The organism is Achromobacter deleyi (genome assembly GCF_016127315.1).
GTDB classification, from domain to species: Bacteria; Pseudomonadota; Gammaproteobacteria; order Burkholderiales; family Burkholderiaceae_B; genus Achromobacter; species Achromobacter insuavis_A.
In genome coordinates, this window is record NZ_CP065997.1 from 3,615,959 (window position 1) to 3,642,041 (window position 26,083).

Here is a 26,083-nt window from a genome sequence, read left to right on the forward strand (position 1 = left end):
GTGACTGACACCACGCTTTATCTCATCAAGGCCTTCATCCTCGGCATCGTCGAGGGGCTGACGGAATTCATTCCGGTGTCCAGCACCGGCCACCTGATCCTGATCGGCGACTGGATCAACTTCGAGTCCAGCCAGGGCAAGGTGTTCGAGGTGGTGATCCAGCTGGGGTCGATCCTGGCGGTGATGTGGATCTTCCGCGCGCGGCTGCTGCAGCTGATCCGCGGCACCCTGACCGGCGTGGCGAGCGAGGTGGCCTTCACCCGCAACCTGCTGATCGCCTTCCTGCCGGCGGCGGTCATCGGCGCCATCTTCATCAAGTCCATCAAGCAGGTGTTCTACCACCCCGGCGTGGTGGTGGTGACGCTGGTGCTGGGCGGCCTGATCATGCTGTACGTGGAGCGCCGCACCCGCCACACCCCCGGCGACGTGCCCGGCGCGGCCGACGACACCGCCTCGGACGAGCGCGCCACCGCCCGCACGCTGGAACAGATCACCTGGAAGCAGGCGCTGGGCGTAGGCGTGGCGCAGTGCCTGGCCATGATCCCCGGCACCTCGCGCTCGGGCGCCACCATCATCGGCGGCATGATCGCCGGCATCCAGCGCAAGACGGCCACCGAGTTCTCGTTCTTCCTGGCCATGCCGACCATGCTGGGCGCGGCCGTGTACGACATGTACAAGAACATGGACCTGCTGACCCAGCACGACCTGTCTGGCATCGCCGTGGGCTTCGTGGCGGCCTTCCTGAGCGCCATCGTGGTGGTGCGCGCGGTGCTGCGTTTCGTCGCCAACCACACCTACCGCGTGTTCGCCTGGTACCGCATTGTGTTCGGCGCGATCGTGGCGGCCTGGATCTTCACCCGCTGAAGGCGCGCGCCCCGTTGCCGGGGCGGGCAAAAAGAAAGGGCCGCGCATGACGCGGCCCTTTGCTTGGGGTCAACAGGCCCTAGTCGGCCGTTTCCAGGTCGTAGAACTCCAGCCCGTCGCGGTCGATGACCAGCCAGCCGCCGCGCGGCGGCGACACGTGGTCACAGTCCCAGTCGGGCAGCACCCAGCGTTCGCGCTTGGCGCCGTCGACCTCCAGCACGTGGCGGGCGGGGCGGTGCGTGTGGCCATGCACCATCAGCTTGACGCCATGGTCGCGGAAGGCCTGCTCGACGGCGCCGGCGTTGACGTCCATGATCTCCATGGACTTGGCCTGGTTGGCCATCTGGCTTTCGCCGCGGGCCTGCTGCGCCATCGCCAGGCGCTCGGGAATGGTCTTGGCCAGGAATTCCGCCTGCCATTGCGGGTTGCGCACCATCTGGCGGAACTGCTGGTAGGCCGCGTCGTCGGTACAGAACTCGTCGCCGTGGGTCAGCAGGATGTCGCCATGGTCGGTCTGCAGCAGCGCCGGTTCGGGCAGCAGCTTGGCGCCGACCGCGGCGGCCAGCTCTTCGCCGATCAGGAAGTCGCGGTTGCCGCGGCCCAGCCACACCGGAATGCGGCTGGCCGTGGCGCGCAGCGCCGTCAGCGCCGTGGCGAGCCACGGCGGCGCGGCGCGAATCACGTCGTCGCCGATCCAGGCATCGAAGATGTCGCCCGGCAGCAGCAGGGCGGCGGCTTCTTCCTCGGCGGCCTGCAGGAAGGCCAGGAAGGCCTCCGAGGTGGCCGGCGTGGCCGGCCCCAGGTGCAGGTCGGAGGCCAGCCAGATCGGACCGGACAGGACGATCTTATTCAAGAACTTCGGCCTTCTCGATGATCACGTCTTCGTTCGGCACGTTCTGGTGGAAGCCCTTGTTGCCGGTCTTCACGCCCTTGATCTTGTCGACCACGTCGGTGCCTTCGGTGATGGTGCCGAACACGGCATAGCCCCAGCCGTTCGGCGTGGGCGCGGTGAAGTTCAGGAAGTCGTTGTTCGAGACGTTGATGAAGAACTGCGCGGTGGCCGAGTGCGGGTCGCTGGTGCGGGCCATCGCCAGGGTGTACTTGTCGTTCTTCAGGCCGTTGTTGGCCTCGTTCTCGATCGGGGCATGGGTCTGCTTCTGCTTCATGCCGGGCTCGAAGCCGCCGCCCTGGATCATGAAGCCGTCGATCACGCGATGGAACACCGTGCCGTTGTAGAAGCCTTCCTTGACGTAGGTCAGGAAGTTCTCGACGGTCTTGGGCGCCTTGGCGGCGTCCAGGGTGATGACCATGTCGCCTTGGTTGGTGTGAAGCTTGACGCGGGGATTGGTGCTCATGGCTTTGGTGCCTTCAGAGGTGGAGTTGGAGGGGGCGGCCGCGGGCGCGGCGCTGACGAGCGCCGGAGCAAACGCCAGCGCGAACGAGCACGCCGTCAGGCGCAGCAGGTGGAGAGGGGAGTAGCGGGACATCATTTGCGTTGCTTATCCTTCAGCATGGTTTCGACTTCGCGGGCCTTGTCCTGCATGCCCGGCACGCCTTCGCCGGCGGCCTGCTTGTAGGTGCGCAGGGCCTGCAGCAGTTGCAGGTCGCCCAGGTTGGCACGCGCGGCGGCGTAGCCCGGGTCGGCGCGCAAGGCCATTTGCAGGGCGTCCTGCGCTTTTTCAAGTTCGCCCCGGCTGGCATATAGAGCCGCCAGGTTGTTCCAAGGTTCCGGCAGCTCGGGGAAGCGGGTCGTCATCTCGGTGTAGATGTCGATGGCCTCGGCCTTGCGGTCGAGCGCGGCCAGGGCGCGGGCGTGCTGGAACATCAGCTGCACGTCGGTGCCGCGCTGGTCCTTGATCTCGGCTTGGCGCTTTTCGATCATCGCCAGCGCCTCGGCGTTGTCGCCGCGGTTCAGCAGGCGCTCGATGTGGGTGGTGATCTGCGAGGCGGACGGCTGCAGCCGGGTGTCCACACCGGGCTGTACCGCCTTGAGCACGTTCGACAGGCCGTCCCAGCCGCCTTCGGGCGGGATGGGGTCGAGGGTGGTCCGGTTGGCGTTCGGGTTCTCGCCCGAACCACCGGCCATGGATTGGGCGTAGGCGCCGGCGAGCGGCGCTCCGGCCAGGGCCAGGGCGAGCAGGGTGACGCAAAAACGCGGCTTGATAGTCACGTGGGCATCCGTTAAAAGTCGTGGCCGGCCGGCGCTGACGCGCGCGGCCGGGCCGCTTGCTATACTTGACGACCGCCATTTTAGCCTTGGTTGAGTTTTTGGCTCGACAATGAGTAAAACCAATGGGTAAAACAACGGGCGGACCAACGGACGGGCACAACGGGCGGACCAACGGGCAGGCAACGGGCGGTAGTGAACCCCGGGCGAACCCCACGCCACCCCGGCCGAACGGCAAGTCCTGAAGGTATCGTCCTTCGGGCGCAACTTTTTCCGCGGCCGCCACGGAAAGAACTGGACCATCACAAGCGCCATGCTGCAAATCTACAACACGTTATCGCGTACCAAAGAACCGTTCAAGCCGGCCCAGGCCGGCCAGGTGCGCATGTACGTGTGTGGCATGACCGTGTACGACTTCTGCCATCTGGGCCACGCCCGCATGCTGGTGTCGTTCGACGTGGTGCAGCGCTGGCTGCGCGCCAGCGGCCTGGCGGTCGACTACGTGCGCAACATCACCGACATCGACGACAAGATCATCCGCCGCGCGGTCGAGACCGGCCGCCGCATCGGCGAGGTCACCGAGTTCTACATCGCCGCCATGCACGCCGACGAGCGCGCGCTGGGCGTGGAAACGCCCGACCGCGAGCCGCGCGCCACCCAGTACGTGGGCGAGATGCTGGACATCATCGGCAAGCTCGAACAGAAGGGCCTGGCCTACCAGGCCGACGACGGCGACGTGAACTACGCCGTGCGCGGCTTCGAGGGCTACGGCAAGCTGTCCGGCAAGACGCTGGACGACCTGCGCGCCGGCGAACGCGTGGCGGTGGGCTCGGCCAAGCGCGACCCGCTCGACTTCGTGCTGTGGAAGTCCGCCAAGGAAGAAGAGCCGGCCGACACCAAGTGGGAATCGCCCTACGGCCTGGGCCGTCCGGGCTGGCACATCGAGTGCTCGGCCATGAGCAAGTCGCTGCTCGGCCTGCCGCTGGACATCCACGGCGGCGGCCCCGACCTGAAATTCCCCCATCACGAGAACGAGATCGCCCAGACCGAGGGCGCCTTCGGCGGCGTGCTGGCCAATATCTGGATGCATTGCGGCCCGCTGATGGTCGATTCGGACAAGATGTCCAAGTCGCTCGGCAACTTCCGCACCATCCGCCAGACCATCGCCCAGGGCGAGCCGGCGGCCGACATGGCCGACTACCGCGTCAACCCGCGCGAAGCCGAGATGGTGCGCTTCTTCATCGTGCGCAACCACTACCGCAGCCCGCAGAACTACACGCCGGACAACCTGGTCGACGCCCAGAACGCGCTCGACCGCCTGTACCAGGCGCTGCAGAACGTGGCGGCCGACGACCAGGGCATCGACTGGAACGAATCCCAGGCGCAGGCCTTCAAGGCCGCCATGGACGACGATTTCAACAGCTCGGGCGCCGTGGCGGCCCTGTTCGAACTGGCCTCCGAGGCCAACCGCGGCAAGCGCGCGCGCAGCGCCGGCCAGCTCAAGGCCCTGGGTGGCCTGCTGGGCCTGCTGCAGCAGGATCCGGCCGCGTACTTCCAGTCGGCCACCCGCTATTCGGCGGCCGGCATGGAGCAGGGCGCGCGCGCCGAACTCGACGCCTGCGCCATCCAGGCCCTGATCGACGCCCGCGCGGCGGCCAAGGCGGCGCGCGACTTCGCGGCGGCCGACCGCATCCGCGCCGAGCTGCGCGACGCCGGCATCGAGCTCGATGACAAGCCGGGCGGCCTGACGCAGTGGCGTCGGGCCTGACCCCCTGGATACGCCCGACATGTCCATCGCAGATACCGACATTCCCAAGCCGGATTATTGGGAAGCCGCCGTTGCCCACCTGATGCGGCGCGACCGCATCCTGAAAAAGATCATTCCCCAGCACCCCGAGGTCTGGCTGACGTCGCGCGGCACGCCGTTCGTGACGCTGGCCCGCGCCATCATCGGCCAGCAGGTCTCGGCCAAGGCGGCCGATGCCGTCTGGGACAAGTTCCTGGAAGCCGCCGGCAAGCGTCCCACGCCGGTGGCGGTGCTGCGCGTCGGCCTGGAAGGCCTGCGCGCGGCCGGCCTGTCGCAGCGCAAGGCCGAATACGTGCTGGATCTGGCGGTGCATTTCGGCGAACGCCGGGTGCATCCCGAGAAATGGGCGGCCATGGACGACGAGGCCGTCATTTCGGAATTGACCGCCATCCGCGGCATCGGACGCTGGACGGCGGAGATGTTTTTGATTTTCAATCTGCAGCGGCCCGATGTTCTGCCGCTGGATGATCCTGGGTTGCTCAAGGCAATCTCGCTACACTATTTCAGCGGCGAGCCTGTCTCGCGCTTCGAGGCTCGCGAAGTCTCGTTGGCGTGGCAACCCTGGCGTACCGTGGCAACCTGGTATCTGTGGCGCAGTCTGGAACCGACGCCGGTCCAATACTGACGCAATCCAGGTCGCCCATCTACGGAACCACACTACATGCGCAATACATTTCTGGAATTTGAACAGCCGCTCGCCGAGCTTGAGAACAAGATCGAGCAGCTGCGCTATGTGCAGGCCGATTCGGCGGTAGACATCTCCGACGAGATCGGACGTCTGCAGCAGAAGAGCCAGTCCCTGGCCAAGGAAATCTACGCCAAGCTCACGCCTTGGCAGACGGCGCTGGTCGCCCGCCACCCCCAGCGTCCCTACACGCTGGACTACGTGCGCGAAATCTTCACCGACTTCCACGAACTGCACGGCGACCGCATGTACGCCGACGACCAGTCCATCGTGGGCGGCCTGGCGCGCTTCAACGGCTCGCCCTGCATGGTGATCGGCCACCAGAAGGGCCGCGACACCAAGGAACGCGCCGCGCGCAACTTCGGCATGCCGCGTCCGGAAGGCTACCGCAAGGCCCTGCGCCTGATGCGCCTGGCCGAGAAGTTCGGCATTCCCGTGTTCACCTTCGTCGACACCCCGGGCGCCTATCCCGGCATCGGCGCCGAGGAACGCGGCCAGTCCGAAGCCATCGGCCACAACCTGTACGCCATGGCCGAACTGAAGGTGCCCGTGATCGTCACCATCATCGGTGAAGGCGGCTCGGGCGGCGCGCTGGCGATCGCCGTGGGCAACGCCGTGCTGATGCTGCAATACGCCACCTACGCGGTGATCTCGCCCGAAGGCTGCGCCTCGATCCTGTGGCGCAGCGCCGACAAGGCGCCCGAGGCCGCCGAGGCGCTGGCCATCATCGCCCCGCGCCTGAAGGACCTGGGCCTGGTCGACCGCGTCATCAACGAACCCGTGGGCGGCGCTCACCGCGACCCGCGCGTCATGGCGCGCCTGCTGCGCCGCGCGCTGGGCGACGCCCTGCGCCAGCTGCAGGGCCTGACGCCCGAGCAGCTCGTGGAACAGCGCGTGCAACGCGTGCTGTCCTACGGCGCCTTCCAGGAAGTGCGCGCCTGAGCGATGCGCGCGCGCCGGCCTGCGCCGGCGCCGCGGCCGCCACCGGCCCGCGCCCGCCGCCATGACCTCGCCGTCCCCCGCGCCCGCTTCACCCGCCGCGGGGACTGCTTTCCCCCATCCCGTCTCGCCTGACCTGAGCGCGGCCCTGCGCCGCGCCCTGCAAGCCCTGCCGCAGCCGCCCGGGCGTTTCGCCGTGGCCGTCAGCGGCGGCGCCGACTCGGCCATGCTGGCGCTGCACGCGGCCGCCGTGGCGCGCGAGCTCGGCGCCGGCCTGGTGCTGCTGCATGTGCATCACGGCCTGCAGGCCGCCGCCGATGGCTGGCAGGACCAGGTCGAAGCACTCGCTGGCCTGCTGGGGCTGCCGCTGCGGCAGGCCCGGGTCGAGGTCGACGCGGCCGGCGGCAAGGGCATCGAGGCCGCCGCCCGCGACGCCCGCTACGCGGCGCTGGCGCGGCTGGCGGCGGACGAAGGCGTCGGCCTGATCCTGCTGGCGCACCATCGCAATGACCAGGCCGAGACCGTGCTGCTGCGCCTGCTGCGCGGCACCGGGCTGGCCGGCATGGCGGCCATGGCGCCGCTCACGTCGCGTGACGGCCTGGCTTATCTGCGGCCGTGGCTGGAGCAGGACCGCGAAACGATCCTGCGGGCCGCGCGGCAATTCGCCGCCGCCAGCGGCTGGCAACCGGTGCAGGACCCCACCAATGCCGACCCGCGCTACACCCGCGGCGCGCTGCGCGCGCTGCTGGCGCCGGTGCTCGATGCGCGCTGGCCCGGCTGGCGCGCCATCGTCGCCCGCCATGCGCGCCACATGGCCGAGGCCGGCGAGATCCTGGACGAGGTGGCGCGCGACGACTTCGCCGCGCTCGAACCCGACGCCGACGGCGTCAGCTTTTCGCTGGCGGCCTGGCGCCAGCTGTCGCCGGCGCGCCAGGTCCACGTGCTGCGCCACTGGCTCGAACGCAATGGCGCCCGCATGCCGACCGAGGCGCGCATGAACGACCTGCTGCGGCAGTTGCGCGGCCTGCACAGCCTGGGGCATGACCGCCAGCTGCGGGTGGAGCAGGCCGGCCACGTGATCCGCTGCCATCGCGGGCGGGTCTGGATCGAGCCGCGGCCGGCGCCCTGACCTCGGCGCCGGCGCGGGCTTGGCCCGTGACGGCGGTCGTCGCGCGATCTCCCCGATCCCGCGGCGCCGGCCGCCACCCGCCGCGCGAGAAACGGCAGCTGGTGGGAGAAAATCCCGGGCGAAACGACATTTTTCCCGAAAAAACGACCGTTCCCTGGAAAGAAAATTCCATGGCCTGCGCAAATTTTCACCGTCGGGATAGAATATGAGGTTTTGCCCGTCAACACTCTTGCGGCGGGTCCCCAGCCAGAGTACGAGATGTCCCTGATCGTTCATAAATATGGCGGTACTTCGATGGGCTCGGTCGAGCGCATCCGGAACGTGGCGCGACGCGTCGCGAAGTGGCACGCTGCCGGCCACCAGGTTGTCGTGGTGCCGTCGGCCATGGCAGGCGAAACCAATCGCCTGCTGGGCCTGGCGCGCGAGATTACGCCCCAACCCGACGCGCGCGAGCTCGACATGATCGCCGCCACCGGCGAGCAGGCCAGCAGCGGCCTGTTGGCCATCGCGCTGCAAGCCGAAGGCGTCGCCGCCCGCAGCTACGCGGGCTGGCAAGTGCCGGTGCGCACCGATTCGTCGTTCACCAAGGCCCGCATCACGTCGATCGACGACGCCCGCATCCGCGGCGACCTCGACGCCGGCCGCGTGGTCATCGTCACCGGCTTCCAGGGCGTGGACCCTGACGGCCACATCACCACCCTGGGCCGTGGCGGCTCCGACACCTCGGCCGTGGCCGTGGCGGCGGCGCTCAAGGCCGATGAATGCCTGATCTACACCGATGTGGATGGCGTCTACACGACCGATCCGCGGGTGGTGCCCGAAGCGCGCCGCATGGCCGTCGTTTCCTTCGAGGAAATGCTGGAAATGGCCTCGCTGGGCTCCAAGGTCCTGCAGATCCGCTCGGTCGAATTCGCCGGCAAATACCGTGTGCCGACGCGAGTGCTGTCCTCGCTGACCGACCCGCTCATCCCGCTCGACGAAGAAATGCGTTCGGGCACGCTGATTACTTTTGAGGAAGACGAAAAAATGGAAGCCGCCGTTGTCTCCGGCATCGCCTTCAGCCGCGACGAAGCCAAAATCACCCTGTTGGGCGTGCCCGACAAGCCCGGCATCGCCTTCTCGATCCTGGGCCCGGTCGCCGCCGCCAACATCGACGTCGACATGATCGTGCAGAACCAGTCCGTGGCTGGCACGACCGATTTCTCGTTCACCGTGAACCGCAACGAGTTCGCGCGTGCCGTCGACCTGCTCAAGCGCGAAGTCATCCCCGCCGTGGGCGCGCGTGAACTGTCGACCGACGAGAAGGTCGCCAAGGTCTCGATCGTCGGCATCGGCATGCGCTCGCACGTCGGCGTGGCCAGCCTGATGTTCCAGACGCTTTCGCAGGAAGGCATCAACATCCAGATGATCAGCACCAGCGAAATCAAGACCTCGGTCATCATCGACGACAAGTACATGGAACTGGGCGTGCGCGCGCTGCACAAGGCCTTCGGCCTGGACCAGGCGCCCGCCGCCAAGGCCTGAGCGACGCAGGTCCGGCACGGTTTTTTTCACGTCCGCCGCATCGCGCGGGCAATAGTGTAAAAAGTCGTGCTAGAATCTCGTTCTCTTCGGAGATGTGCCCGAGAGGCTGAAGGGGCTCCCCTGCTAAGGGAGTATGTGGCTAAAAACTGCATCGTGGGTTCGAATCCCACCATCTCCGCCAGATTTCCAGCCTGGCATGCCAGGCTGGTAAGAAACCCGCAGAACGCAAGTTCTGCGGGTTTTTTCTTTGGGTTGCGTTTTCCCCGCTTGTACCTGGATAGCTCAATATACGCGCAGGTATTTTTGCGGGGACTGCGGGGGAACGCGTTCATAGACGCGAAAAGTACCCGCATATGATCGCCAGGGCTTGGACAGACGAACGGAGATCAAAGCCCGCATGGCAAGGCCCGGTGGAAGGACTACAGGCTGGTCGACGGCGGCGAGCTCTATCTGGTCAAGGCCGACGGCGGCAAGTAAAGGCGCTGCAACTATCAGTTCATCGAACGCAGATGTACGATGGCGATGGACGTCCATCTCGGCGTCAAGATGACGCGGCGCAAGACAAAAGAAGATCATCGCGTACAGATTGCTAGCTGACTTAGAGGTTGCGGCTCGATATATGTGAGCCAGGAAACTGGCAGCCGCTCGTTCAGTATGCATTTGCCAAGTGCTTGCGGCGCGGGGTGCTGGCCGGCCTTTTTTGTGCCCCCTCAGGTCAGCAGCATGAGTTTCGGCAAAGCACGATATGCCAGCTCGCGCAGCCGGACATCAATCATGAAGTCTATGGCCTGCCGGAGTACTTGGCCGCCTTCAACGCGGCATGGTTGAACAAGTCCGCCACGCTCTTCTGGCGCAAGTACTACCTGAACGGCAGTCACGCTGGGTTCATCATGTACCTGACCGACACCGTGACGGAAACCAGCTATGTCGATGACATCCGCGCCGCCATGAAAGATTCCAAGGGGCCGGGCAACTTCCGCAATCTGTTCGTGTACGCGCCTGGCGGCAAGAAGGACGGGATGCAGATCATCCCAGTTAGCGAAGTGGCCGCGCGCGATGACTTCTTCAACATCAAGAACGTGTCGCGCGACGACGTGCTCGCCGCGCACCGCGTGCCGCCGCCGCTCATGGGCCTGGTGCCGTCGAATTCTGGCGGCTTCGGCACGCCGATATCTGCTGCACAGGTCTTCGCGCGCAACGAGCTGGAGCCGCTGCAGGCCAAGTTCTTGGGAATCAACGACTGGCTCGGCCATGAAGTGGTCCGCTTCAAAGCCTACGTCATCCAGGGCGCGAGCGAGTAGCCGCGCAGCCAGTGGTCACGATCAGCCCCGCACTCGCGGGGCTTTTTTTTGCCGGTGCTCCGGCCAGCGCTCGGCGGCCGCGCGTCAACGCTGTTCGCCACGCTTGCGCCCTTGCTTGACCGCCAGGGGTTCGGTCAAACAGGGTTCGCCCTGCACGTATTCCAGCAGCCCTACGACGTGGTCAATGATGGCCTGTCGGTGGCGCAGGGTGGCGGCGTTTCGCAGGCCTGCTTCCAGCGCGATCAGAACGCGCTGCAGGCGCCAGATTTCCCAGGCCAGGGAGCACCCCTCTGGCGACGGGTTGCGGGCGTACAGCTCGCGTATGCGAGCCGCAGGCATGGGCGTGGGCGGGGGACGGTCGAGCATGGTCATGATGGCGCATCACATTACTGTATGAATATGCAGTAATGTGATGTGTCACCACCTCTGGCGCGCAGTCTTCCCCCCCTCCACGCCTGCGCGCTAAATAGGCAATAAATGACTCATGCCTGCGTCACCTCTCGGTTTCAGACTTTAAGCGGCTTAGCGGCGTACCATCAACCGCAGGAAAGTGACGCAAAGTGACGCAGTCGCGACGCATTTCACTAGCCTAAAAGCGGCCCCATCAACTGCATCACGGTTGCACGCCGTGATGTGAATGTATGAGCAGCCAGCAATTTCAGTAGCTGCGCCCGTATGTCAGCCGCATCGACCCCAGGAATTTGTGTGAGTAATCTATCCACGAGAGCGCTGACAATCGTTTTGGCACTCTCTCGCGGATTGTCAATAGATAGCCCGGGTAGCCAGTCGAGACGGATCGCTATGCTGTTATTGTTGTAATGAGCGCGCAGTGCATTGCGCGCTGCATCCCTGTTTGCGCGTAGATAGTTCACCAAACCTACTTCAGGGGTGAACGGAAGGAAAGATATCTGGTCCGACAGCCGATCTCTTATATCAATGATGTCCTGTTTTGTGGCATTTTCTAGAGCCTCTTCAGCGTCTGCATCGAGCACGACAAATCCTCTAGTAATCGCGGGCAGAAGACGCACCTGGGTGTCGAAGAATCGGAGAACGTTCACAATTCCGCCTACAGCGACGACGGAGAAACTCGGAACTATCTGCGCCGCAGAGTACTTTGCGGCGAGGAATTTTTGAGCGAACTGCTCGGTAACTACTCTTGCTGCATCATCCTCAACATAGATGATGACATCAGTCGCCGCTTCTTCGCGATCTGCCACCGCGCCGAGAACATAGGATGGGAAGCAGCCCCGAACCACATCAATGATTCCATTCTGTTGCGCCTGCAACATCAATATCTGCCGCCGCGCTACGCTCTTGATGAGAGTGGACGAATGTGTTGAGAAGATGATGGTTAGTTGCTTCTCATCGGCGATGGTGTGCAGATAGGCCAGTAGGGCCGATTGCGCAAGTGGGTGTAAGGCAAGCTCAAGTTCGTCGATTAGCACGAGGCTGCCTCGTTGGCAATCCTTCAACGTCTTTATCAGCTTCAATATGCAAAGCTCACCAAGACTAAGGTGGCGCTCTGAATAGTAGCGTTTAGGTTGATTTCTAGCGCCGGGAATCTCCAGCAAGAACGCGTCAGCGCCGACCCCTCGGCGTAGATTGACTACCTTCAAATTATCGAATTTGCTGGTATCGAAGATGCGGTTAACGGTCGCAATCAACGCCGGATCGGCCGCACGTATGCGCTGATGCGTAAATTCCTCAATGCGTGGTTCGATTCGTTCGGCATTGGCCGCAATGTAAAGGACGCTGGGATAGCCTAAGGACAGCAACGCCTTGCTGTGTGTTCTGGGAGTAGGCGACCAGCGCTTTCCGGCTGAGTACGTCACTGTACCCGCCGGGGTTTCATACGTAATCTTGGCGCCCTCTGAGGAATCGAGATTGTTCAATGAAAGTGCACGGGGAAAATGCATCCCGAACGCGTATCGATCACCAATACGCCGGAGGCATGCCAGCAAGGACGTCTTGCCACTTCCGTTGGTCCCGGTCAGTAGGTGTACCCCTTGCCCGGGTATAGTGAATTCAAGCCTAGAGATATGCCGCAAACCGCTGATAATGATCTTGCTCACGTGCTCGCTCCCGATTAGCCAATTACATGTATCGTAGTGTTGCTACACGTAAGATTAATTCAATTTTTCCGATGGAGCAGGATATAGCCCAGGAGTCACCTCGGGAGTGCCCAGTCGGGGCATATTCAGTCAGGTACTTTTGCGGGTACTTTTCCACAGAGATTTATAATTTGTTTTTATTATCAATATGTTGCGTATATAGTTGTAATCCCACCATCTCCGCCAGATTTCCAGCCTGGCATGCCAGGCTGGTAAGAAACCCGCAGAACGCAAGTTCTGCGGGTTTTTTCTTTGCGCGCGCGATTCATCGCGCGGCGGGCCGGCGCCGCGCCGGCTTTGAGAAAATTCTTGGTTTTGGCGGTAGGACGGAATTCTATGATCGGCGGCATGATCGTAGACCCCCGTACCCGGGAAGCCCCGACGGCGGCGGCGCCTGGACTGTCCATGCTGTTGCTGCACCTGTTCGCCGTCGCGCTCGCGGGCTGCATCCTGGTGGGGACCGCGCTGTACGCCTACGGGGCGTTCACCGCCGAAGTCTCGAAGTACCGCCGCCGCATGAATGCCGGCGCCTACAACGCCCAGTTGTATTTCGATCAGCGCGAGGCGCTGCTGCGTTCCGTGGCCGCCTCGACCGTGCGCAACAGCCGCCGCCTGCCGTTGTCGCAGACGCCGCAAACGCTCGGTCCGTCCGGCCAGGTCAGGGTGGCGCCGCTGGCCGATGCCGGCGGCGCCTTTGAATGGGCGCTGATCCTCACGCCGCGAGACCGCGTCAACGTGGCGCAATTGCGCGCCCACATCGTCTATGTGTCGCCGTCCGGCGCCGCCGCCACGCGGCTGGCGCTGCCGGCCGATGGCGGCGCCGCGCCGATGTCCGCCGACACCGCCCGCTGGCTGGCGCAGGCGCTGCGGCTGCGCAGCGCGCGGCCGGGGCCCGACGGCCGCACGCCGATCGTCTGGCTGCGGCCGCCGATGGATGCGGCCAATCGCCTGTTCCTCTATACGCCGGCCGATGTCGCGGGCGAGGAACGCACCTGGATCGGGCTCGAGGTGGGCGGCCTGGGCGCGGTGCTGGACCCGGTGGAGTGCGCCAGCGGCGAGGCCAGCTATGCGCTGTATGACGGCGACGACGCCATGGCCCTGCATGGCGGCAAGCTGCCGCCGCGGGTCGAGGAGACGCCGGCCTACCTGTCACACGATTCGTTCCGCCTGCGCGGCGCGGGCTGGTGGCCGCAGACGCTGGTGCTGGTCAAGTCGGTGGGCGAGGCGGGCTGGCGGCTGGCCTATTACGTGCCGATCAGCGACCTGATCGAGGATGGCGCGCCGGCGTTCCAGGCGGCCGCGGGCGTGGCGCTGGCGCTGCTGGTGGCGGTGCTGCTGGCGGTGCGCCATCTGCGCAACCACCTGGTGAAGCCGGCGCAGCGGCAATACGCGGCGCTGGTGGACAGCGTGGCGCTCAATCGCAAGATCGTCGAGGTGGCGCCGGTCGGCCTGTGCCTGTTGCGGCGCGCCGATGGCGCCGTGCTGCTGTCGAACGCCGCCGCCCGCCAGTGGCTGGGCGAACGGGACCACTGGCGCGAGACGCTGTCGCGGGCGGGCGCCGAGACCGGCGGCGAGGAGTGCACGCTGGAGAACGGCCGCAGCGCCTACGTGGCGTTCGCCGCCACCACCTATCAATCCGAGGACGTCGTGCTGTGCGGCATCAGCGACATCACGGCGCAGAAGAAGGTCGAGCACGCGCTGCGCCAGGCCAAGCTGGCCACCGACCAAGCCAGCGCATCGAAGGCAATGTTCTTCGCCACCATCAGCCATGAAATCCGCACGCCGCTCTACGGCATCCTTGGCACGCTCGAACTGCTGGCCATGAGCGGCCTGAGCGCGCCGCAGCGGCAGTACCTGGACACGATCCAGCAATCGTCGTCGACGCTGCTGCGCACCATCAACGGCACGCTGGACCTGTCGCGCATCGAGGCCGGCCGCGAGGAACTGGAGATCGGCGCGTTCTCGCCGGCCGAGCTGGTCGAGCAGGTGGTGGCCAACTACGCGGCGCGCGCCGCCGCCAAGGGGCTGACCCTGTACGCGCTGACCGAGGTCGGGATGCCGCTGACATTGCGCGGCGATGCGGTGCGCATCCAGCAGATCCTCAACAATCTGGTCTCCAACGCGGTCAAGTTCACCGAGGCCGGCCGCGTGGTGCTGCGCGCCTGCGTCGCCGCCACCGGCGAGCCGGGACAGGTGCGGCTGCGGTTCCAGGTGGCCGACACCGGCCCGGGCATCCGCGAAGACCACCGCGCGCGCTTGTTCGAGCCGTATTTCCGCGTCCCGGCGGGGCAGGGCGGCGACAGCGGCGGCACCGGGCTGGGGCTGACGATCTGCCGGCGCCTGTCGGACCTGATGGACGGCGGGCTGTCGGTGGTCAGCGAGGAAGGGCTGGGCACCAGCATCGCGTTCTGCCTGACGCTGGCCGCGGACGAGCCTGTCGGCGCTGCGCCGGTCACGCTGGCGCCGCGGCCGGTGTATGTCGACGGCGCGGTGCCCGAAGTGGTCGACAACGTGCGCGGCTGGCTGAGCGCGTGCGGCGCGGTCGCGCTGCCGTACCGCCAGGCGGGCGACGCCGCCGGGTCGGCGGACGCGGTGCTGGTGCGGACCTGGCCGCCGTCGACGCCGGCGCCGCGGTGGCGACAACGGCAGGTCAGGGTGTGGGCGCCCGGCGCGAGCCAGGACGCCTTCCTGGCCGATGCGGCCGACGGCGTGGCGAGCGCGTCCGATCCCGTCAGCATCTGCCGCGCCGTGCGCATGGCGCAGGACGGCGCCGAGCCCGGCGCGCCCGGCGTGGCGGGGGCCGCCTCGCGCTCGCTGGAGCTGCGGGTGCTGGTGGTGGAGGACAACGCTATCAATCAGCGGATCCTGCGCGAGCAGCTGGAACACCTGGGCTGCGCGGTGACGCTGGCGAGCCAGGGCGACGAGGCCTTGCGGCGGTGGCGCGCGCAGCCGTTCGACCTGGTGCTGACCGACCTGAACATGCCCGTGCTCGATGGCTACCAGCTGGCGCGGGCGCTGCGCGACGCGGGCCACGCCGGCCCGATCATCGGCCTGACGTCGGGTTCGAGCGCCGAAATCGCGCAGCGCGGGCTGGCCGCGGGCATGGATCAGGTGCTGGGCAAGCCGTTGCCCTTCCTGGTGCTGGCGCAGACCCTGCACGGGATCGCCAAGGATCCGGCATGACCTTGCTGGCTGCCTGCCGGGCGCTGGTCCTGGACGATCATCCGCTGCAGTGCCTGGCGCTGCGCGACCTGCTGCGGCAGGCCGGCGTCGGCCACGTCGACACCATCGAGAGCGCCGCCGCCGCGCTCGAATGCCTGCGCGACGCGCGCTACGACCTGGTACTGACGGACATCCGCATGCCCGGCATGGACGGCGCGCAGTTCATCCGCGAGCTGGCCGGACTGACGCGGCCGCCGATGCTGGCGGTCGTCACGGGATGCGAGCGTGCGCTGGCCAACAGCATTGGCTTGATGGCCCGGGAAATCGGCCTGCCGCTGCTGGGCGTCTTCGTCAAACCGGTCACGGACGAGCAGATCGCCGGCATGGTGGCGCAGTGGCATGCCCGGGCATCGGGGCGGGCGGCGGCGCGGCCCGGTGGCGCGGGCTACGCGCCGACGCGCGACGAGGTGGTGGCGGCCTTGCGCGATGGCGACATCCAGGCCTGGTTCCAGCCCAAGCAGTCGCTGGCGTCAGGCGCCATCGTCGGGGCCGAGGCGCTGGCGCGCTGGCGCCATCGCGACCAGGGCCTGTTGATGCCGGGCGCGTTCCTGCCGGCGGTGCGCCGCCACGGCCTGGAGCATGAACTGCTGATCCGCATGCTCGACGACAGCCTCGCGGCCAGCGGCGCCTGGCGCCGCGCGGGCTTTCGCATCCCGGTCTCGATCAACCTGCCGGTGCGCCTGCTGGACCGGCCGCGGCTGCCGGATGAATTGCTCGGGCGGGTCGTTGGGCGCCGCCTGGCGGCCGAGGATTTCACCTTCGAGTTGCTGGAAGACGACATGACGGTGGCGCCGGGCAATTATCATATGGGCGCCAGCCGGCTGCGGCTGCAGGGCTTCGGCCTGGCGCAGGACGACTTCGGCAAGGGCTACAGCTCGCTCTACAGCCTGATCTCGACGCCTTTCACCGAATTGAAGATCGATCGCGCCTTCGTCCACGGAGCCCCCGCGGACGAGGCCCGCGCGGCCGCGTTGCTGTCCGCGGCGCAGCTCGGACGGCAACTCGGGCTGCGGGTCACCGCCGAGGGCGTCGAAACCGAGGAAGAACGGCAACTCTTGCGGCGCATCGGCTGCGATTGCGCGCAGGGCTTCCTGATCTCGCCGGCGGTGGACCCGGCGGCGTTCAGTGCGTTGCTGGGCGCGCAGCCCCTTTTCCATCACCCGATTCCACTAACGAATCCCCGCGACCCGCGTGAGCCGGTCGGCGCTCCGCGCATGGCGCGGCGCCGGCCGGGCGCTTCCGGGCAATGACGCATCCATGAAACTGGACACACCGTTGATAAGAGTCATACGCGCATCGCGCCGATTGAACATCGTCCTGTTCGCCATCCTGTCCCTGCTGCTGGTGCTGGGCGGCGTGCTTTATTGGGGCGGACAGCGCATCCTGCAGCAGGAAGAGGAAAAACTGCGCACCGACTTTACCGTGCTGGCGGGCTATATCCACGCCCACGAGACCGTGCTGCAGGGCCTGTATGCGCAGGGCCTGAACCCCGACGGGCGGCGGCTGGTGGCGTCGACGCGGGTCAGCGAGACCGCCGGCTTCGAGCGCGCGTCGTGGGCCTTCTACGACGGCCAGCACGCGATCGCGGCGATGCCGTTCTCGCTGCTATGCCAGAGCCCGGACGCGTGCCCTGTGGCCGGCGGCGTGTTCACCGGCATCGGCGATTACCTGTCGGATTTCTACGCCACGCGCTGGGCCGCGTCGGTGTATCCGGCGGCGCCGCTGTTCGTCATTTCCCCGAGCCAGCAGCTCAGCATGAGCGTGCCCGCGATCGCCACCATGTCCGGCTACGAGCCGCTGACCCGGCAGACCTTCCTGGCGGTGGTGGACGCGGTGCAGCGGGCGGGCGGGGCCTCCGACCCCGAGGACCGCTCGGACAGCGAGGGGCCGAGCGTCCTGTGGGTGCGCGACAAGCATCTGCCGGACGCGATGGTCGGCATGCTGCCGGTGATGCTGCCCCTGAACGCGCGCGGCGCCGAGCCCGCCACGCGGCGCAATGTCTACGCGGTGTCGCTGCTGAGCCGCGGTCGTGTCAGCATCTCCGAGCGAATCCGGCAGATGCCGCTGTTCGACCGCTTCTGGCTGGTGCGCCAGGGCGGCGAGGTGCTGCTGGGCGAGGGCGCGCCGCCGGTGATGGGGCCGGGTTTCCATTTCGGCCGCGACGGCCTGCTGCTGCGCATTGCCGACAAGAGCGGCCAGTGGACCGGCTACTACCAGCTGGCATACAGCGGCTTCTTTCGCGCCAACATGTGGTTGCCGGCCGCGGTGCTGCTGATGCTCGGCCTGGGGCTGGCGGCCGGCTGCGGCTACCTGTTCTGGTACAACCGGCGCGTCATCCATCCTGCCGAGACCGCCCATCTCGACATGGTCGAGAGCGAGGAATTCAACCGCACCGTGCTCGACACGGCGCCCGTGGCGCTGTGCGTGCTGTCGCGGCTGGAGGGCCGCATCGTGTTCGGCAATGCGCTGGCGGCGCAGTGGCTGGACATCGGCGTGGGCGAGCAGCTGCGCGATTCGGCCGAGACCAACAAGCTGCTGCGCCAGGTGCTGGGCGCGTCCGGCCCGGGCACCCTCGAGACCTTCCGCACCCATGACGGGCGCACGCTGTTCGTCGCCTTCGCGCCGACCCGCTACAAGAAGCAGGACGTGGTGCTGTGCGCCTTCGCCGACATCAGCGCGCGCGCCGAGATGGAGCAGACGCTGGCGCAGGCCAAGCAGCAGGCCGACCGCGCCAACGAGGCCAAGTCGACCTTCCTGGCCACCATGAGCCATGAAATCCGCACGCCCCTGTACGGCGTGCTGGGCACGCTGGAGGTGTTGTCGCTGACGCCGCTGAACGAGGCGCAGCGCCGCCACGTCGACCGCATCCAGGATTCCTCGGTGATCCTGCAGCAGCTCATCAGCGACATCCTCGACATCACCAAGATCGAATCGGGCCAGCTGGCGTTGCAGCGCGAGGGCTTCGACCCGCGCGAACTGGTCGAGAACTGCATCGCCTCGTACGCCGGCGTGGCCGAGCGCAAGGGGCTGGTGATCTACAGCGGCATCGACACGGCGACGCCGGCCTGGGTGATGGGCGACGGCGGCCGGATCCGGCAGATCCTCAACAACCTGGTCAACAACGCCATCAAGTTCACCGATTCCGGCCACGTGGTGGCGCGGCTGCGGGCCGACGCGCTGGAGGGCGGACGCGCGCGCCTGCACTTCCAGGTGGTCGACAGCGGCGTCGGCATCCGCGAGCAAGACCAGGCGTGCCTGTTCGAGCCGTTCTACCAGATCGACGGCGGCTCGCACCTGGTGCGGGGCGCGGGTATCGGCCTGTCGATCTGCGCGCGGCTGGCGGCCTTGATGGGGACCGCCATCCAGGTGACCAGCGAGCCGGGGCTGGGCAGCAGTTTCTCCATCGCCATCGAGCTGGACCTGGCCGAGGCGCCGCCGGGGCCGTCGCCACGGCTGCACGGGCTGCGCGTCTACGTGCGCAGCGCGCGCCGGGCGCTGAGCGTGAACCTGTGCGAATGGCTGGAGCATTGGGGCGCGCAGGCAAGCGTGGCCCCGGCCTCCCTATCGCCGGTCGAGGCAGGCGAGCGCGTGCTGCTCGACGTGCAGATCGGCGGCGATGCGGCCGCGCCCATCGAGTGGGACGGACCGGTGGTGGTGGCGGGCGGCCAGGACGAGGCCGGCACGGCATTGCATCGCGCCGACCGGCACTACCTGAACAGCATCGGCTTCGCGCTGGAGCGCTGGGCCAGCGGCGACGCCGCCGTCGCCACCCGGCAGGCCGCCGCGCCGCACTACGCGCCGCTGAACCTGCGGATCCTGGTGGCCGAGGACAACCCGATCAACCAGGTGACGATGCGCGACCAGCTGCAGCAGCTGGGGTGCGAGGTGACGCTCGCGCCGGATGGAGCCGAAGCGCTGGCGCAATGGAACATCGGGCCGTTCGATGCGGTGCTGACCGACGTCAACATGCCGCGCATGAACGGCTACGAGCTGGCCAGCGCGTTGCGGGCGCAGGGCGTGGCGGTGCCGATCATCGGGGTCACGGCCAATGCGCTGAAAGACGAGGAAGCCCGCTGCAGGGCCGCGGGCATGAGCAGCTGGCTGGTCAAGCCGCTCAAGCTGAGCCTGTTGTGGAGCGAGCTGCGCGCGCAACGCGCTGGGAGCGCCGAGGCGGGGCCGCCGCCATCGGCCCCGGAAGCGGCGGCCGCGTCCGCCGCCGCGTCCATCGCCGGCGCCTGCGCCGCCGGGGCGCCGCCGCTCGTGGGCAAGTATCGCGAGGTCTTCCTGCAGACCATGAACGAGGACCTGGCGCGGCTGGAGCGGGCGCTGGCCGCCGCCAACGTGCGCGACCTGAAAGCGGTGCTGCACCGGATGCGAGGCGGGTTCGGCGCGGTCCAGGCGATGGCGCTGTACCAGCAGGCCGAGGCCGCGGAAGCGCGGCTGGGCGCCGGCAAACGGCTGAGCGATCCGGCGCGCGGGCAGGTGGCGGCGCTGGCCGATGCGTTGCGCGCGATGCTGGCGGCGTTGTGAGCGCGCGAGTTCAGCCCAGCGCGTGCAGCAGCGCGCGCGCCTGCGCCACGACGTCGTCGTCGTTGGGGCGGAACACCACCGGCAGCGCCTGCGGCAGGCGCGTGAAGTGCGCCTGGCTGCTGCGGGCGTAGGCCGGGTCGTAGTGGCGGTCGATGAGTTCACGCGCCAGTTCGGTGCGGCGGCCTTCGTCGACCAGGCGCAGCCAGCCGCCGACGGTGTCGCGGCTGTGCAGCCCGACCAGGCGCTGCAACTGCGACTTGAAGCCGGCCGGATCATCGAATAGCTGCGCGTAGTCCTGTTGCAAGAACCGCGCGCGGTCTTCGCGGCTGGCGCTGACGGCCACGCAGGCGCCCTGGTGCAGGGCGGCCAGCAGCGTGTCGGGCAGCGCCACCGCGCCGATCTTGCGGCTCTCGGCCTCGACGAACACGGGCCGGTCCGCGTCCAGCGCGCGCAGCCGCGCCGCCAACTGCGTGTCGAAGCCTTTCTGCGTCGGCTGCGGCACACCCGGCCGGGCGCCCAGCAGCGAGCCGCGATGCGCCGCCAGCGCCTCCAGGTCCAGCGTCTGCGCGCCGGCCTGCGCCAGGGCGTGCAGCAGCCGCGTCTTGCCGCTGCCGGTGGGGCCGGTCAGCACCACGAAGCGCAGCCCCGTGGGCAGGGCGTCCAGGGCCTCGAGGGTGGCGCGGCGGTAGGTCTTGTAGCCGCCGTCGAGCTGGCGCGCGCGCCAGCCGATCATGTTGAACATCACCGTCATGGAGCCCGAGCGCTTGCCGCCGCGCCAGCAATACACCAGGGGACGCCAGCTTTGCGGGCGATCGGCGAAGGTGCTGTCCAGATGGTTGGCGATGTTGCGCGCGGCCAGCGCGGCGCCCAGGCGCGTGGCCTCGAACGGCGATTGGCGATACAGCGTGCCGACGCGGGCCCGTTCTTCATTGCTGAACACCGGCGCGTTCAGGGCGCCGGGGAGGTGGTCATCGGCATACTCGAGCGGCGTGCGCACGTCGATGATGTCGTCGAAGTCATCGAGCCGGTCCAAACCGGCCAACAGGTGTTTCAAGGCGGCGCCATCCAGGAGGGAATGGCGAATTCTCGCACGGCGGCGGGCCGGCCCCGCGCCGAGGGGCGGAACGCGGGGGGCGTTTCTGGGACCGTGGGAAAGACCGAGCGCCGGCCGGGCATCGCTGCCCGGCCGGCGCTCGCAGGACGCGGTCGCCGTCAATGAAAGGCGATCAGGCGTCGAGGCGGCCGTCGATCAGGCGCTGAAGGTCAGCGCGTTGGTCAGGTCGCCCATCGGCTTCTGGCCGCGCGCGGTCATGGCGTCGTCGCGCGCCTTCAGGCCGTCGAGCGTCGGCAGGTCGAACAGGCGGGTGGCCAGGCGCAGGATCGAGCCGGTGTCGTAGATGGTGTGGTCGACGGTGCCCTTCTTGGCGAAGGGCGACACCACCAGCGCGGGAATGCGCGTGCCGGGGCCCCAGCGGTCGCCCTTGGGCGGCGCCACGTGGTCCCACCAGCCGCCGTTCTCGTCCACGGTGATCACGACCACCATGTTGTCCCACTGCGCGCTCTTGCGCAGGCTGTCGACGATGTGGGCGATGTGGCGGTCGCCGGAATCGACGTCGGCGTAGCCCGCGTGCATGTTCAGGTTGCCCTGCGGCTTGTAGAACGTCAGCGGGGGCAGCTTGCCGGCTTCGGCGTCGGCCAGGAACTTGTTGGTCGACGACAGATCGCCGAGGCCGCCGTCACGCAGGTGCGCGGTGCGCGCGGCGGTGCCGGGACCGGTGCTCTGGAAGTAGTTGAAGGGCTGGTGGTGCGCCTGGAAGTTGGGCGACGACGGGAAGCCGGTGCTGGCGGTCGAGTCGATCGCCGCCTGCCAGCCGCCCGCGTACCAGGCCCAGTCCAGGCCCTTGGCGGTCATCAGGTCGCCGATGTTGTTGTGCGTCTGCGGCAGCATGTACACCGAGGTCGGATCGGCCTGGGTCGGGTTGGCGGCATCGCGCGAGAACGCGGGCCAGTACGGAGGGCCCATGGTGTTCACGCCATAGCCGTCCGGCGTCAGGGCGCTGGCGCCGAACTGCGGCGCGCCGGTGAGCGCGCTGGCCGGCGAGGCCGGCTTGGGTTGCAGGTTGGGGTCGGTCGGATCGGCGCTTTGCAGCTGGGCGATCTGGCCGCGCACGTTGATCGAGGCGTTGGCCAGGTCCGGGTAGAACGGCGGACGGCCGGCGACCAGGTATTGGTGGTTCAGGAACGAACCGCCGAACGCGCCCTGGAAGAAGTTGTCGCACAGCACGAATTCCTGGGCCAGCTTCCACAGGCGCAGGTTGTAGGCGGAGTCGCTGTAGCGGCCCATGACCAGCGCGCCGGAGTCGGCCCAGGCGACGAAGCGGTCGTTCTTGCCGCCGTTGATCTGCATCTGGTTCTGGTAGAACACGTGCCACAGGTCGCGCGTGACCACGCCTTGCGGCAGCGGCTCGCCTTGCGGGCCGCGCAGGTCGAACGGCGCGTTGGGCAGGTTGTTCATGTAGGGCGCGTTCTCGGCGACCTGGTAGGTGACGTGGTTGGCCTGTTGCGAGGTCGGGACCATGCCGCCCCACACCGGCGGCAGCACCGACAGCGTCGTGCCGTCGCGGTCCTTCTGCGTGTAGTCGGCGGCGGTCAGCGCGGACAGCGGCTTTTCCACGCCGGGGAAGTTCGAGAACAGGTTGTTGAAGCTGCGGTTTTCCGCGAAGATCACGACCAGCGTCTTGACGTTCTTGCGCAGCTGCGTCGTGAGGTCCGGCGCGGGCGCGGCCGGGGTGTTGTTGTCGTCGTCATCGCCGTCGCCGGAACAGCCGGACAGCGCGCCCATGGCGGCGGCGCTCGCGCCGAGCGCGGCGATACCGGTCAGGAAGCCCCGGCGGGTGGCGCGGACGGGAGTGCCGGCATCAGCGTGATCGGCGGCCGTCGACGTCGCGGCAGCCTGCGCGTTCGCGCTCTTTTCTTTTTCAGACATGGTTGTAGACCTTGCGGAGAGGGCGGCGCCCTGTCATGACGCCACGAGGGTTGCCGGATGACAGCCGGCATTCACGGCGACCAGCCTAGGTTTGTGACGTTGTATCAATATGACCATCGGCTGTCGGCAAGCTGTACGCCGGGGAGACTGCCGCAAAATTCCCTTAGACTTGTGCCATGGCTGAAATCCGAGTGAAAGCAATGACCGACCATTCCGCAGGCGAATCCGCGCGCCAGGCGTCGCCTCGCACCAAGCCGCCGGAGGTGCGGCTGGACGAATTGATGGGCGCGGCGCAGGCGCTGTTCCTGGAAAAAGGGGTCGACGCCACCACCATCAGCGAGATCACGGAGGCGGCGGGCGTGGCCAAGGGCACGTTCTATGTCTACTTTCCGTCCAAGCACGAAATGCTGCAGGCGCTGGCCGAGCGCTACGTGCGCGAGTTCGTCGCGCAACTGGAAGGCGCGATCGCGGCCTGCGAGCCAGATGACTGGATCGGCAAGCTGCGCGCCTGGGTGCAGGCCAACGTCGCGACCTATCTGCGCACCTATCGGGTGCACGACATCGTTTTCACGCATCAGCATCACCATGCGCGCGAAGGGCATACCGGCAACGACGTGGTCAGGCAGCTGCACGGCATCCTGCAGGCCGGGGCCGAGGCCGGCGCCTGGCGCGTGGACAATCCGCGCATGATGTCGCTGCTGATCTATGCCGGCGTGCACTGCGCCACCGACGACGCGATCCTGTCGAAGCTGCCGGACTCCACCGACTTCGCGCGCGGCGTTGCCGACGCCTATCTGCGCATGCTCGGCGTGGCCGTGTAGACGCCGCGGTTTGTCAGGACGGCAGCCACGCCGCGTCGATATCGCCGGCCCGGGCCTGGGCCCGCAGCTGCGCCGGCGATCCCGTGGCGACAAGACGCCCGTCGCGCATCAGCAGCAGCCTGTCGGCCACCCGCAGCGCGGTGGCGGCATCGGCCATGGCGACGACGGCGCGCAGCTCGTGTTCGGCGGCAATGCGCCGCAGCATCAGCGCGATGTCGGCCTGATGGCATGGCGCGAGCGCGCGCTCGGGCTGATCCATGAGCAGCACGTCGGGCTGGCGGATCAGGGCGTGCGCGATCAGCAGGCGCTGGCGCGCCTCGGCGTCCAGTTGTTCCACCAGCCTGTCGGCGGCCTGCGCCAGCCCGACCTGCAGCAGGCAGGCGCGGACCGCCTGGATTTCGCGCGTGCCCACCGCCCAGCGGTCGCCTTGCTTGTGCGCCAGCAGCAGGGCCTCGAAGACGCGCAATGACGGCACCTCGGCGGCATGCTGCTCCACCATGATGACGCGCGCGGCGGCTTCCTCCTGCGCCAGATCGCGCGCGATGCGGGACAGCAGGCGCGTCTTGCCGGAGGCGGCGGCCCCCAATACCACCGTGAGCGCGTTGGCGGGCAGGGGGCCGGGATGCAGCGGACCTGCCGCTAGCGACGGCACGACACGTTCGCCGATGGCGGCCGGAATCGAGACAAAGGGAGCGATCATGGTGGCGGGGGAGCAGTGGGCGCACGGGCGACGTGGGGGGATGGAAAGGACTATAGATAATGACTGACCGCCAGTCAATGAGAATGAGAGTAGTTGCCAATGGCGCGCGCGATGGGCAGGCGGGCATTGAGCAATGCATGGCAATCGACTTGCGCGGTTTGCGAAACAACGCTATGATTCAAGGCTTGCTTTTTAACGCGCCCGTAGCTCAGCTGGATAGAGTACCTGGCTACGAACCAGGGGGTCGTAGGTTCGAATCCTGCCGGGCGCGCCATCGAATTCCTTTGCTTGTTTTGTCATCACCGTTGCCGTAACCCGGCTAGGAAAATGGCAAGAAAACTGGCGAAAGGCATGCGATGGAATACTCAGGTCGAGCGCTTGGGTGAAAAAAGACAAGAGCAGTGCAGTGGTGAAATTATTCTGATATAATCTTGCCTCTTTACCGGAGCGCCCGTAGCTCAGCTGGATAGAGTACCTGGCTACGAACCAGGGGGTCGTAGGTTCGAATCCTGCCGGGCGCGCCAACTCATTTGGGTGGATATCACCCACCGAATGAGTAAGTCGGTAAAAAGTGAACGCAGCGCTACGCGGTTAATAAAAACGCGTGAAAATGCGCAGCGAAGATGAGAAGGCCTTTGATCCTGGATCGAAGGCCTTTTTGCTTTTATCAGTGCGTGGCAGTGGCGCTCGCATCGGCGCTGGCCGGGGCGGCGGTTCCACCCTTGGGATCGGCGGCGACGTCGTCATCTTCCAGCCCCCAATTGCCCACCGTGTACCAGTCATCGCCCAGCAGTTCGGCCGGGTGCATGGTGCGATCCGAGCCGTTGCCACAGGCCAGCTCGTCGGTGGAACAGTAGCGGTCGCAGCCCCAGCAGATGCGTTCCGGGTGCTTGGGATGCAAGGGAAATTTCTTGGCCATGCTTCAGTCTCCTTGAATCCAGCGTAACGCTGCCCGGGAGCCTGGGGATTGATCTGGCGCAAGCCGCGCCAGGTGGCAAAGGTCCACCACCGATTTGCGGACCGTCACGAATCCATGTTATAAACACGCCTCTTTAGCGCGCCCGTAGCTCAGCTGGATAGAGTACCTGGCTACGAACCAGGGGGTCGTAGGTTCGAATCCTGCCGGGCGCGCCACCTCATTCGATACGCGTCGATTCGTCGGCGTGGTGCTTGAAAAAAACGCTTGAAAAAAAACAGAAAAAAAAGCAAAAAACGCGAAAAAGCCTGGCCTTGCGCCGGGCTTTTTTGTTTTCAGCGTGCCGGAGATGTCGTCCGCATTCATGATTCTCCGCATTGA

At 66.9% G+C, this 26,083-nt stretch carries 19 protein-coding genes, 4 tRNA genes and 1 pseudogene; 15 read left to right on the plus strand and 9 right to left on the minus strand.

From position 1 onward, the window contains the following. Nucleotides 1–864: an undecaprenyl-diphosphate phosphatase gene (locus I6I07_RS16630; protein ID WP_054431507.1), complete on the plus strand. Its 864-nt coding sequence runs from the start codon at nucleotides 1–3 to the stop codon at nucleotides 862–864. Nucleotides 865–943: 79 nt separating this feature from the next. On the opposite strand, the gene I6I07_RS16635 is transcribed toward I6I07_RS16630, so the two are convergent. The 3 genes from I6I07_RS16635 to I6I07_RS16645 form a co-directional block, all read right to left on the minus strand. Next, nucleotides 944–1,717, minus strand: a complete 774-nt coding sequence (locus I6I07_RS16635; RefSeq protein WP_006390365.1) for a UDP-2,3-diacylglucosamine diphosphatase — start codon at nucleotides 1,715–1,717, stop codon at nucleotides 944–946. Further along, on the minus strand, nucleotides 1,710–2,219 hold the full coding sequence (locus I6I07_RS16640) for a peptidylprolyl isomerase (protein ID WP_198487555.1): 510 nt from the start codon (nucleotides 2,217–2,219) through the stop codon (nucleotides 1,710–1,712). The genes I6I07_RS16635 and I6I07_RS16640 overlap by 8 nt, the downstream gene beginning before the upstream one ends. Before the next feature lie 131 nt (nucleotides 2,220–2,350). Continuing rightward, nucleotides 2,351–3,034: a tetratricopeptide repeat protein gene (locus I6I07_RS16645; protein ID WP_006390363.1), complete on the minus strand. Its 684-nt coding sequence runs from the start codon at nucleotides 3,032–3,034 to the stop codon at nucleotides 2,351–2,353. 310 nt (nucleotides 3,035–3,344) lie between these two features. Between I6I07_RS16645 and cysS the strand changes: the two genes are divergently transcribed. The 7 genes and pseudogenes from cysS to I6I07_RS16680 form a co-directional block, all read left to right on the plus strand. Beyond that, on the plus strand, nucleotides 3,345–4,799 hold the full coding sequence (cysS, locus tag I6I07_RS16650; RefSeq protein ID WP_198482920.1) for a cysteine--tRNA ligase: 1,455 nt from the start codon (nucleotides 3,345–3,347) through the stop codon (nucleotides 4,797–4,799). A gap of 19 nt (nucleotides 4,800–4,818) precedes the next feature. After that, on the plus strand, nucleotides 4,819–5,463 hold the full coding sequence (locus I6I07_RS16655; RefSeq protein WP_006390361.1) for a DNA-3-methyladenine glycosylase family protein: 645 nt from the start codon (nucleotides 4,819–4,821) through the stop codon (nucleotides 5,461–5,463). Nucleotides 5,464–5,499: 36 nt separating this feature from the next. Further along, nucleotides 5,500–6,465: an acetyl-CoA carboxylase carboxyltransferase subunit alpha gene (locus tag I6I07_RS16660; RefSeq protein ID WP_006390360.1), complete on the plus strand. Its 966-nt coding sequence runs from the start codon at nucleotides 5,500–5,502 to the stop codon at nucleotides 6,463–6,465. Nucleotides 6,466–6,610: 145 nt separating this feature from the next. After that, on the plus strand, nucleotides 6,611–7,591 hold the full coding sequence (gene tilS, locus I6I07_RS16665) for a tRNA lysidine(34) synthetase TilS (RefSeq protein ID WP_198487556.1): 981 nt from the start codon (nucleotides 6,611–6,613) through the stop codon (nucleotides 7,589–7,591). Between the two features lie 258 nt (nucleotides 7,592–7,849). Beyond that, complete coding sequence (locus I6I07_RS16670; RefSeq protein ID WP_006390358.1) at nucleotides 7,850–9,115, plus strand: aspartate kinase; 1,266 nt, start codon at nucleotides 7,850–7,852, stop codon at nucleotides 9,113–9,115. Between the two features lie 88 nt (nucleotides 9,116–9,203). Next, nucleotides 9,204–9,296 (plus strand) — tRNA-Ser (locus I6I07_RS16675). A gap of 475 nt (nucleotides 9,297–9,771) precedes the next feature. Beyond that, nucleotides 9,772–10,416 (plus strand): annotated as a pseudogene (locus I6I07_RS16680) (phage portal protein); the annotation flags it as partial. A gap of 84 nt (nucleotides 10,417–10,500) precedes the next feature. Here the strand turns inward: I6I07_RS16680 and I6I07_RS16685 are convergent. Beyond that, the gene (locus I6I07_RS16685; protein WP_198482921.1) at nucleotides 10,501–10,788 is read right to left on the minus strand and encodes a hypothetical protein; all 288 of its coding nucleotides are present in this window, start codon (nucleotides 10,786–10,788) and stop codon (nucleotides 10,501–10,503) included. Nucleotides 10,789–11,000: 212 nt separating this feature from the next. Next, nucleotides 11,001–12,488 (minus strand): ATP-dependent nuclease, encoded by a 1,488-nt coding sequence (locus I6I07_RS16690; RefSeq protein ID WP_232625613.1) that lies wholly within the window; start codon nucleotides 12,486–12,488, stop codon nucleotides 11,001–11,003. Nucleotides 12,489–12,932: 444 nt separating this feature from the next. Between I6I07_RS16690 and I6I07_RS16695 the strand changes: the two genes are divergently transcribed. The 3 genes from I6I07_RS16695 to I6I07_RS16705 are packed head-to-tail and all read left to right on the plus strand — an operon-like array spanning nucleotide 12,933 to nucleotide 20,279. Further along, entirely contained in the window at nucleotides 12,933–15,710 is a 2,778-nt protein-coding gene (locus I6I07_RS16695) for an ATP-binding protein (RefSeq protein WP_232625614.1), read from the plus strand. After that, nucleotides 15,707–16,999: an EAL domain-containing protein gene (locus I6I07_RS16700; protein ID WP_198482922.1), complete on the plus strand. Its 1,293-nt coding sequence runs from the start codon at nucleotides 15,707–15,709 to the stop codon at nucleotides 16,997–16,999. Before I6I07_RS16695 ends, I6I07_RS16700 begins: the two co-directional genes overlap by 4 nt. A gap of 55 nt (nucleotides 17,000–17,054) precedes the next feature. Next, nucleotides 17,055–20,279: a hybrid sensor histidine kinase/response regulator gene (locus tag I6I07_RS16705; protein ID WP_198482923.1), complete on the plus strand. Its 3,225-nt coding sequence runs from the start codon at nucleotides 17,055–17,057 to the stop codon at nucleotides 20,277–20,279. Nucleotides 20,280–20,289: 10 nt separating this feature from the next. Here the strand turns inward: I6I07_RS16705 and mnmH are convergent, their stop codons facing one another. Continuing rightward, nucleotides 20,290–21,333, minus strand: a complete 1,044-nt coding sequence (gene mnmH / locus I6I07_RS16710; RefSeq protein WP_198482924.1) for a tRNA 2-selenouridine(34) synthase MnmH — start codon at nucleotides 21,331–21,333, stop codon at nucleotides 20,290–20,292. A 195-nt stretch (nucleotides 21,334–21,528) separates the two neighbouring features. Continuing rightward, complete coding sequence (gene acpA / locus I6I07_RS16715) at nucleotides 21,529–23,265, minus strand: acid phosphatase (RefSeq protein WP_198482925.1); 1,737 nt, start codon at nucleotides 23,263–23,265, stop codon at nucleotides 21,529–21,531. A 200-nt stretch (nucleotides 23,266–23,465) separates the two neighbouring features. Here acpA and I6I07_RS16720 point away from each other — a divergent pair, with 200 nt between their 5' ends. After that, nucleotides 23,466–24,086 (plus strand): TetR/AcrR family transcriptional regulator, encoded by a 621-nt coding sequence (locus tag I6I07_RS16720; protein ID WP_006390344.1) that lies wholly within the window; start codon nucleotides 23,466–23,468, stop codon nucleotides 24,084–24,086. Nucleotides 24,087–24,099: 13 nt separating this feature from the next. Here I6I07_RS16720 and I6I07_RS16725 read toward each other — a convergent pair whose 3' ends face one another. Continuing rightward, nucleotides 24,100–24,786 carry an ATP-binding cassette domain-containing protein gene (locus I6I07_RS16725; RefSeq protein ID WP_232625615.1) on the minus strand — a complete coding sequence of 229 codons (687 nt, stop codon included), beginning with the start codon at nucleotides 24,784–24,786 and terminating at the stop codon, nucleotides 24,100–24,102. A gap of 197 nt (nucleotides 24,787–24,983) precedes the next feature. On the opposite strand from I6I07_RS16725, the gene I6I07_RS16730 reads away from it, so the two are divergent. Both I6I07_RS16730 and I6I07_RS16735 read left to right on the plus strand, forming a co-directional pair. After that, nucleotides 24,984–25,060, plus strand: a tRNA-Arg gene (locus I6I07_RS16730). A 173-nt stretch (nucleotides 25,061–25,233) separates the two neighbouring features. Further along, nucleotides 25,234–25,310 (plus strand) — tRNA-Arg (locus tag I6I07_RS16735). A gap of 143 nt (nucleotides 25,311–25,453) precedes the next feature. Here the strand turns inward: I6I07_RS16735 and I6I07_RS16740 are convergent. After that, nucleotides 25,454–25,705, minus strand: coding sequence for a DUF3079 domain-containing protein (locus I6I07_RS16740; RefSeq protein WP_198482926.1), 252 nt, complete (start codon nucleotides 25,703–25,705; stop codon nucleotides 25,454–25,456). Between the two features lie 138 nt (nucleotides 25,706–25,843). Here I6I07_RS16740 and I6I07_RS16745 point away from each other — a divergent pair. Continuing rightward, a tRNA-Arg gene (locus I6I07_RS16745) sits at nucleotides 25,844–25,920 on the plus strand. Nucleotides 25,921–26,083 lie beyond the last annotated feature (163 nt).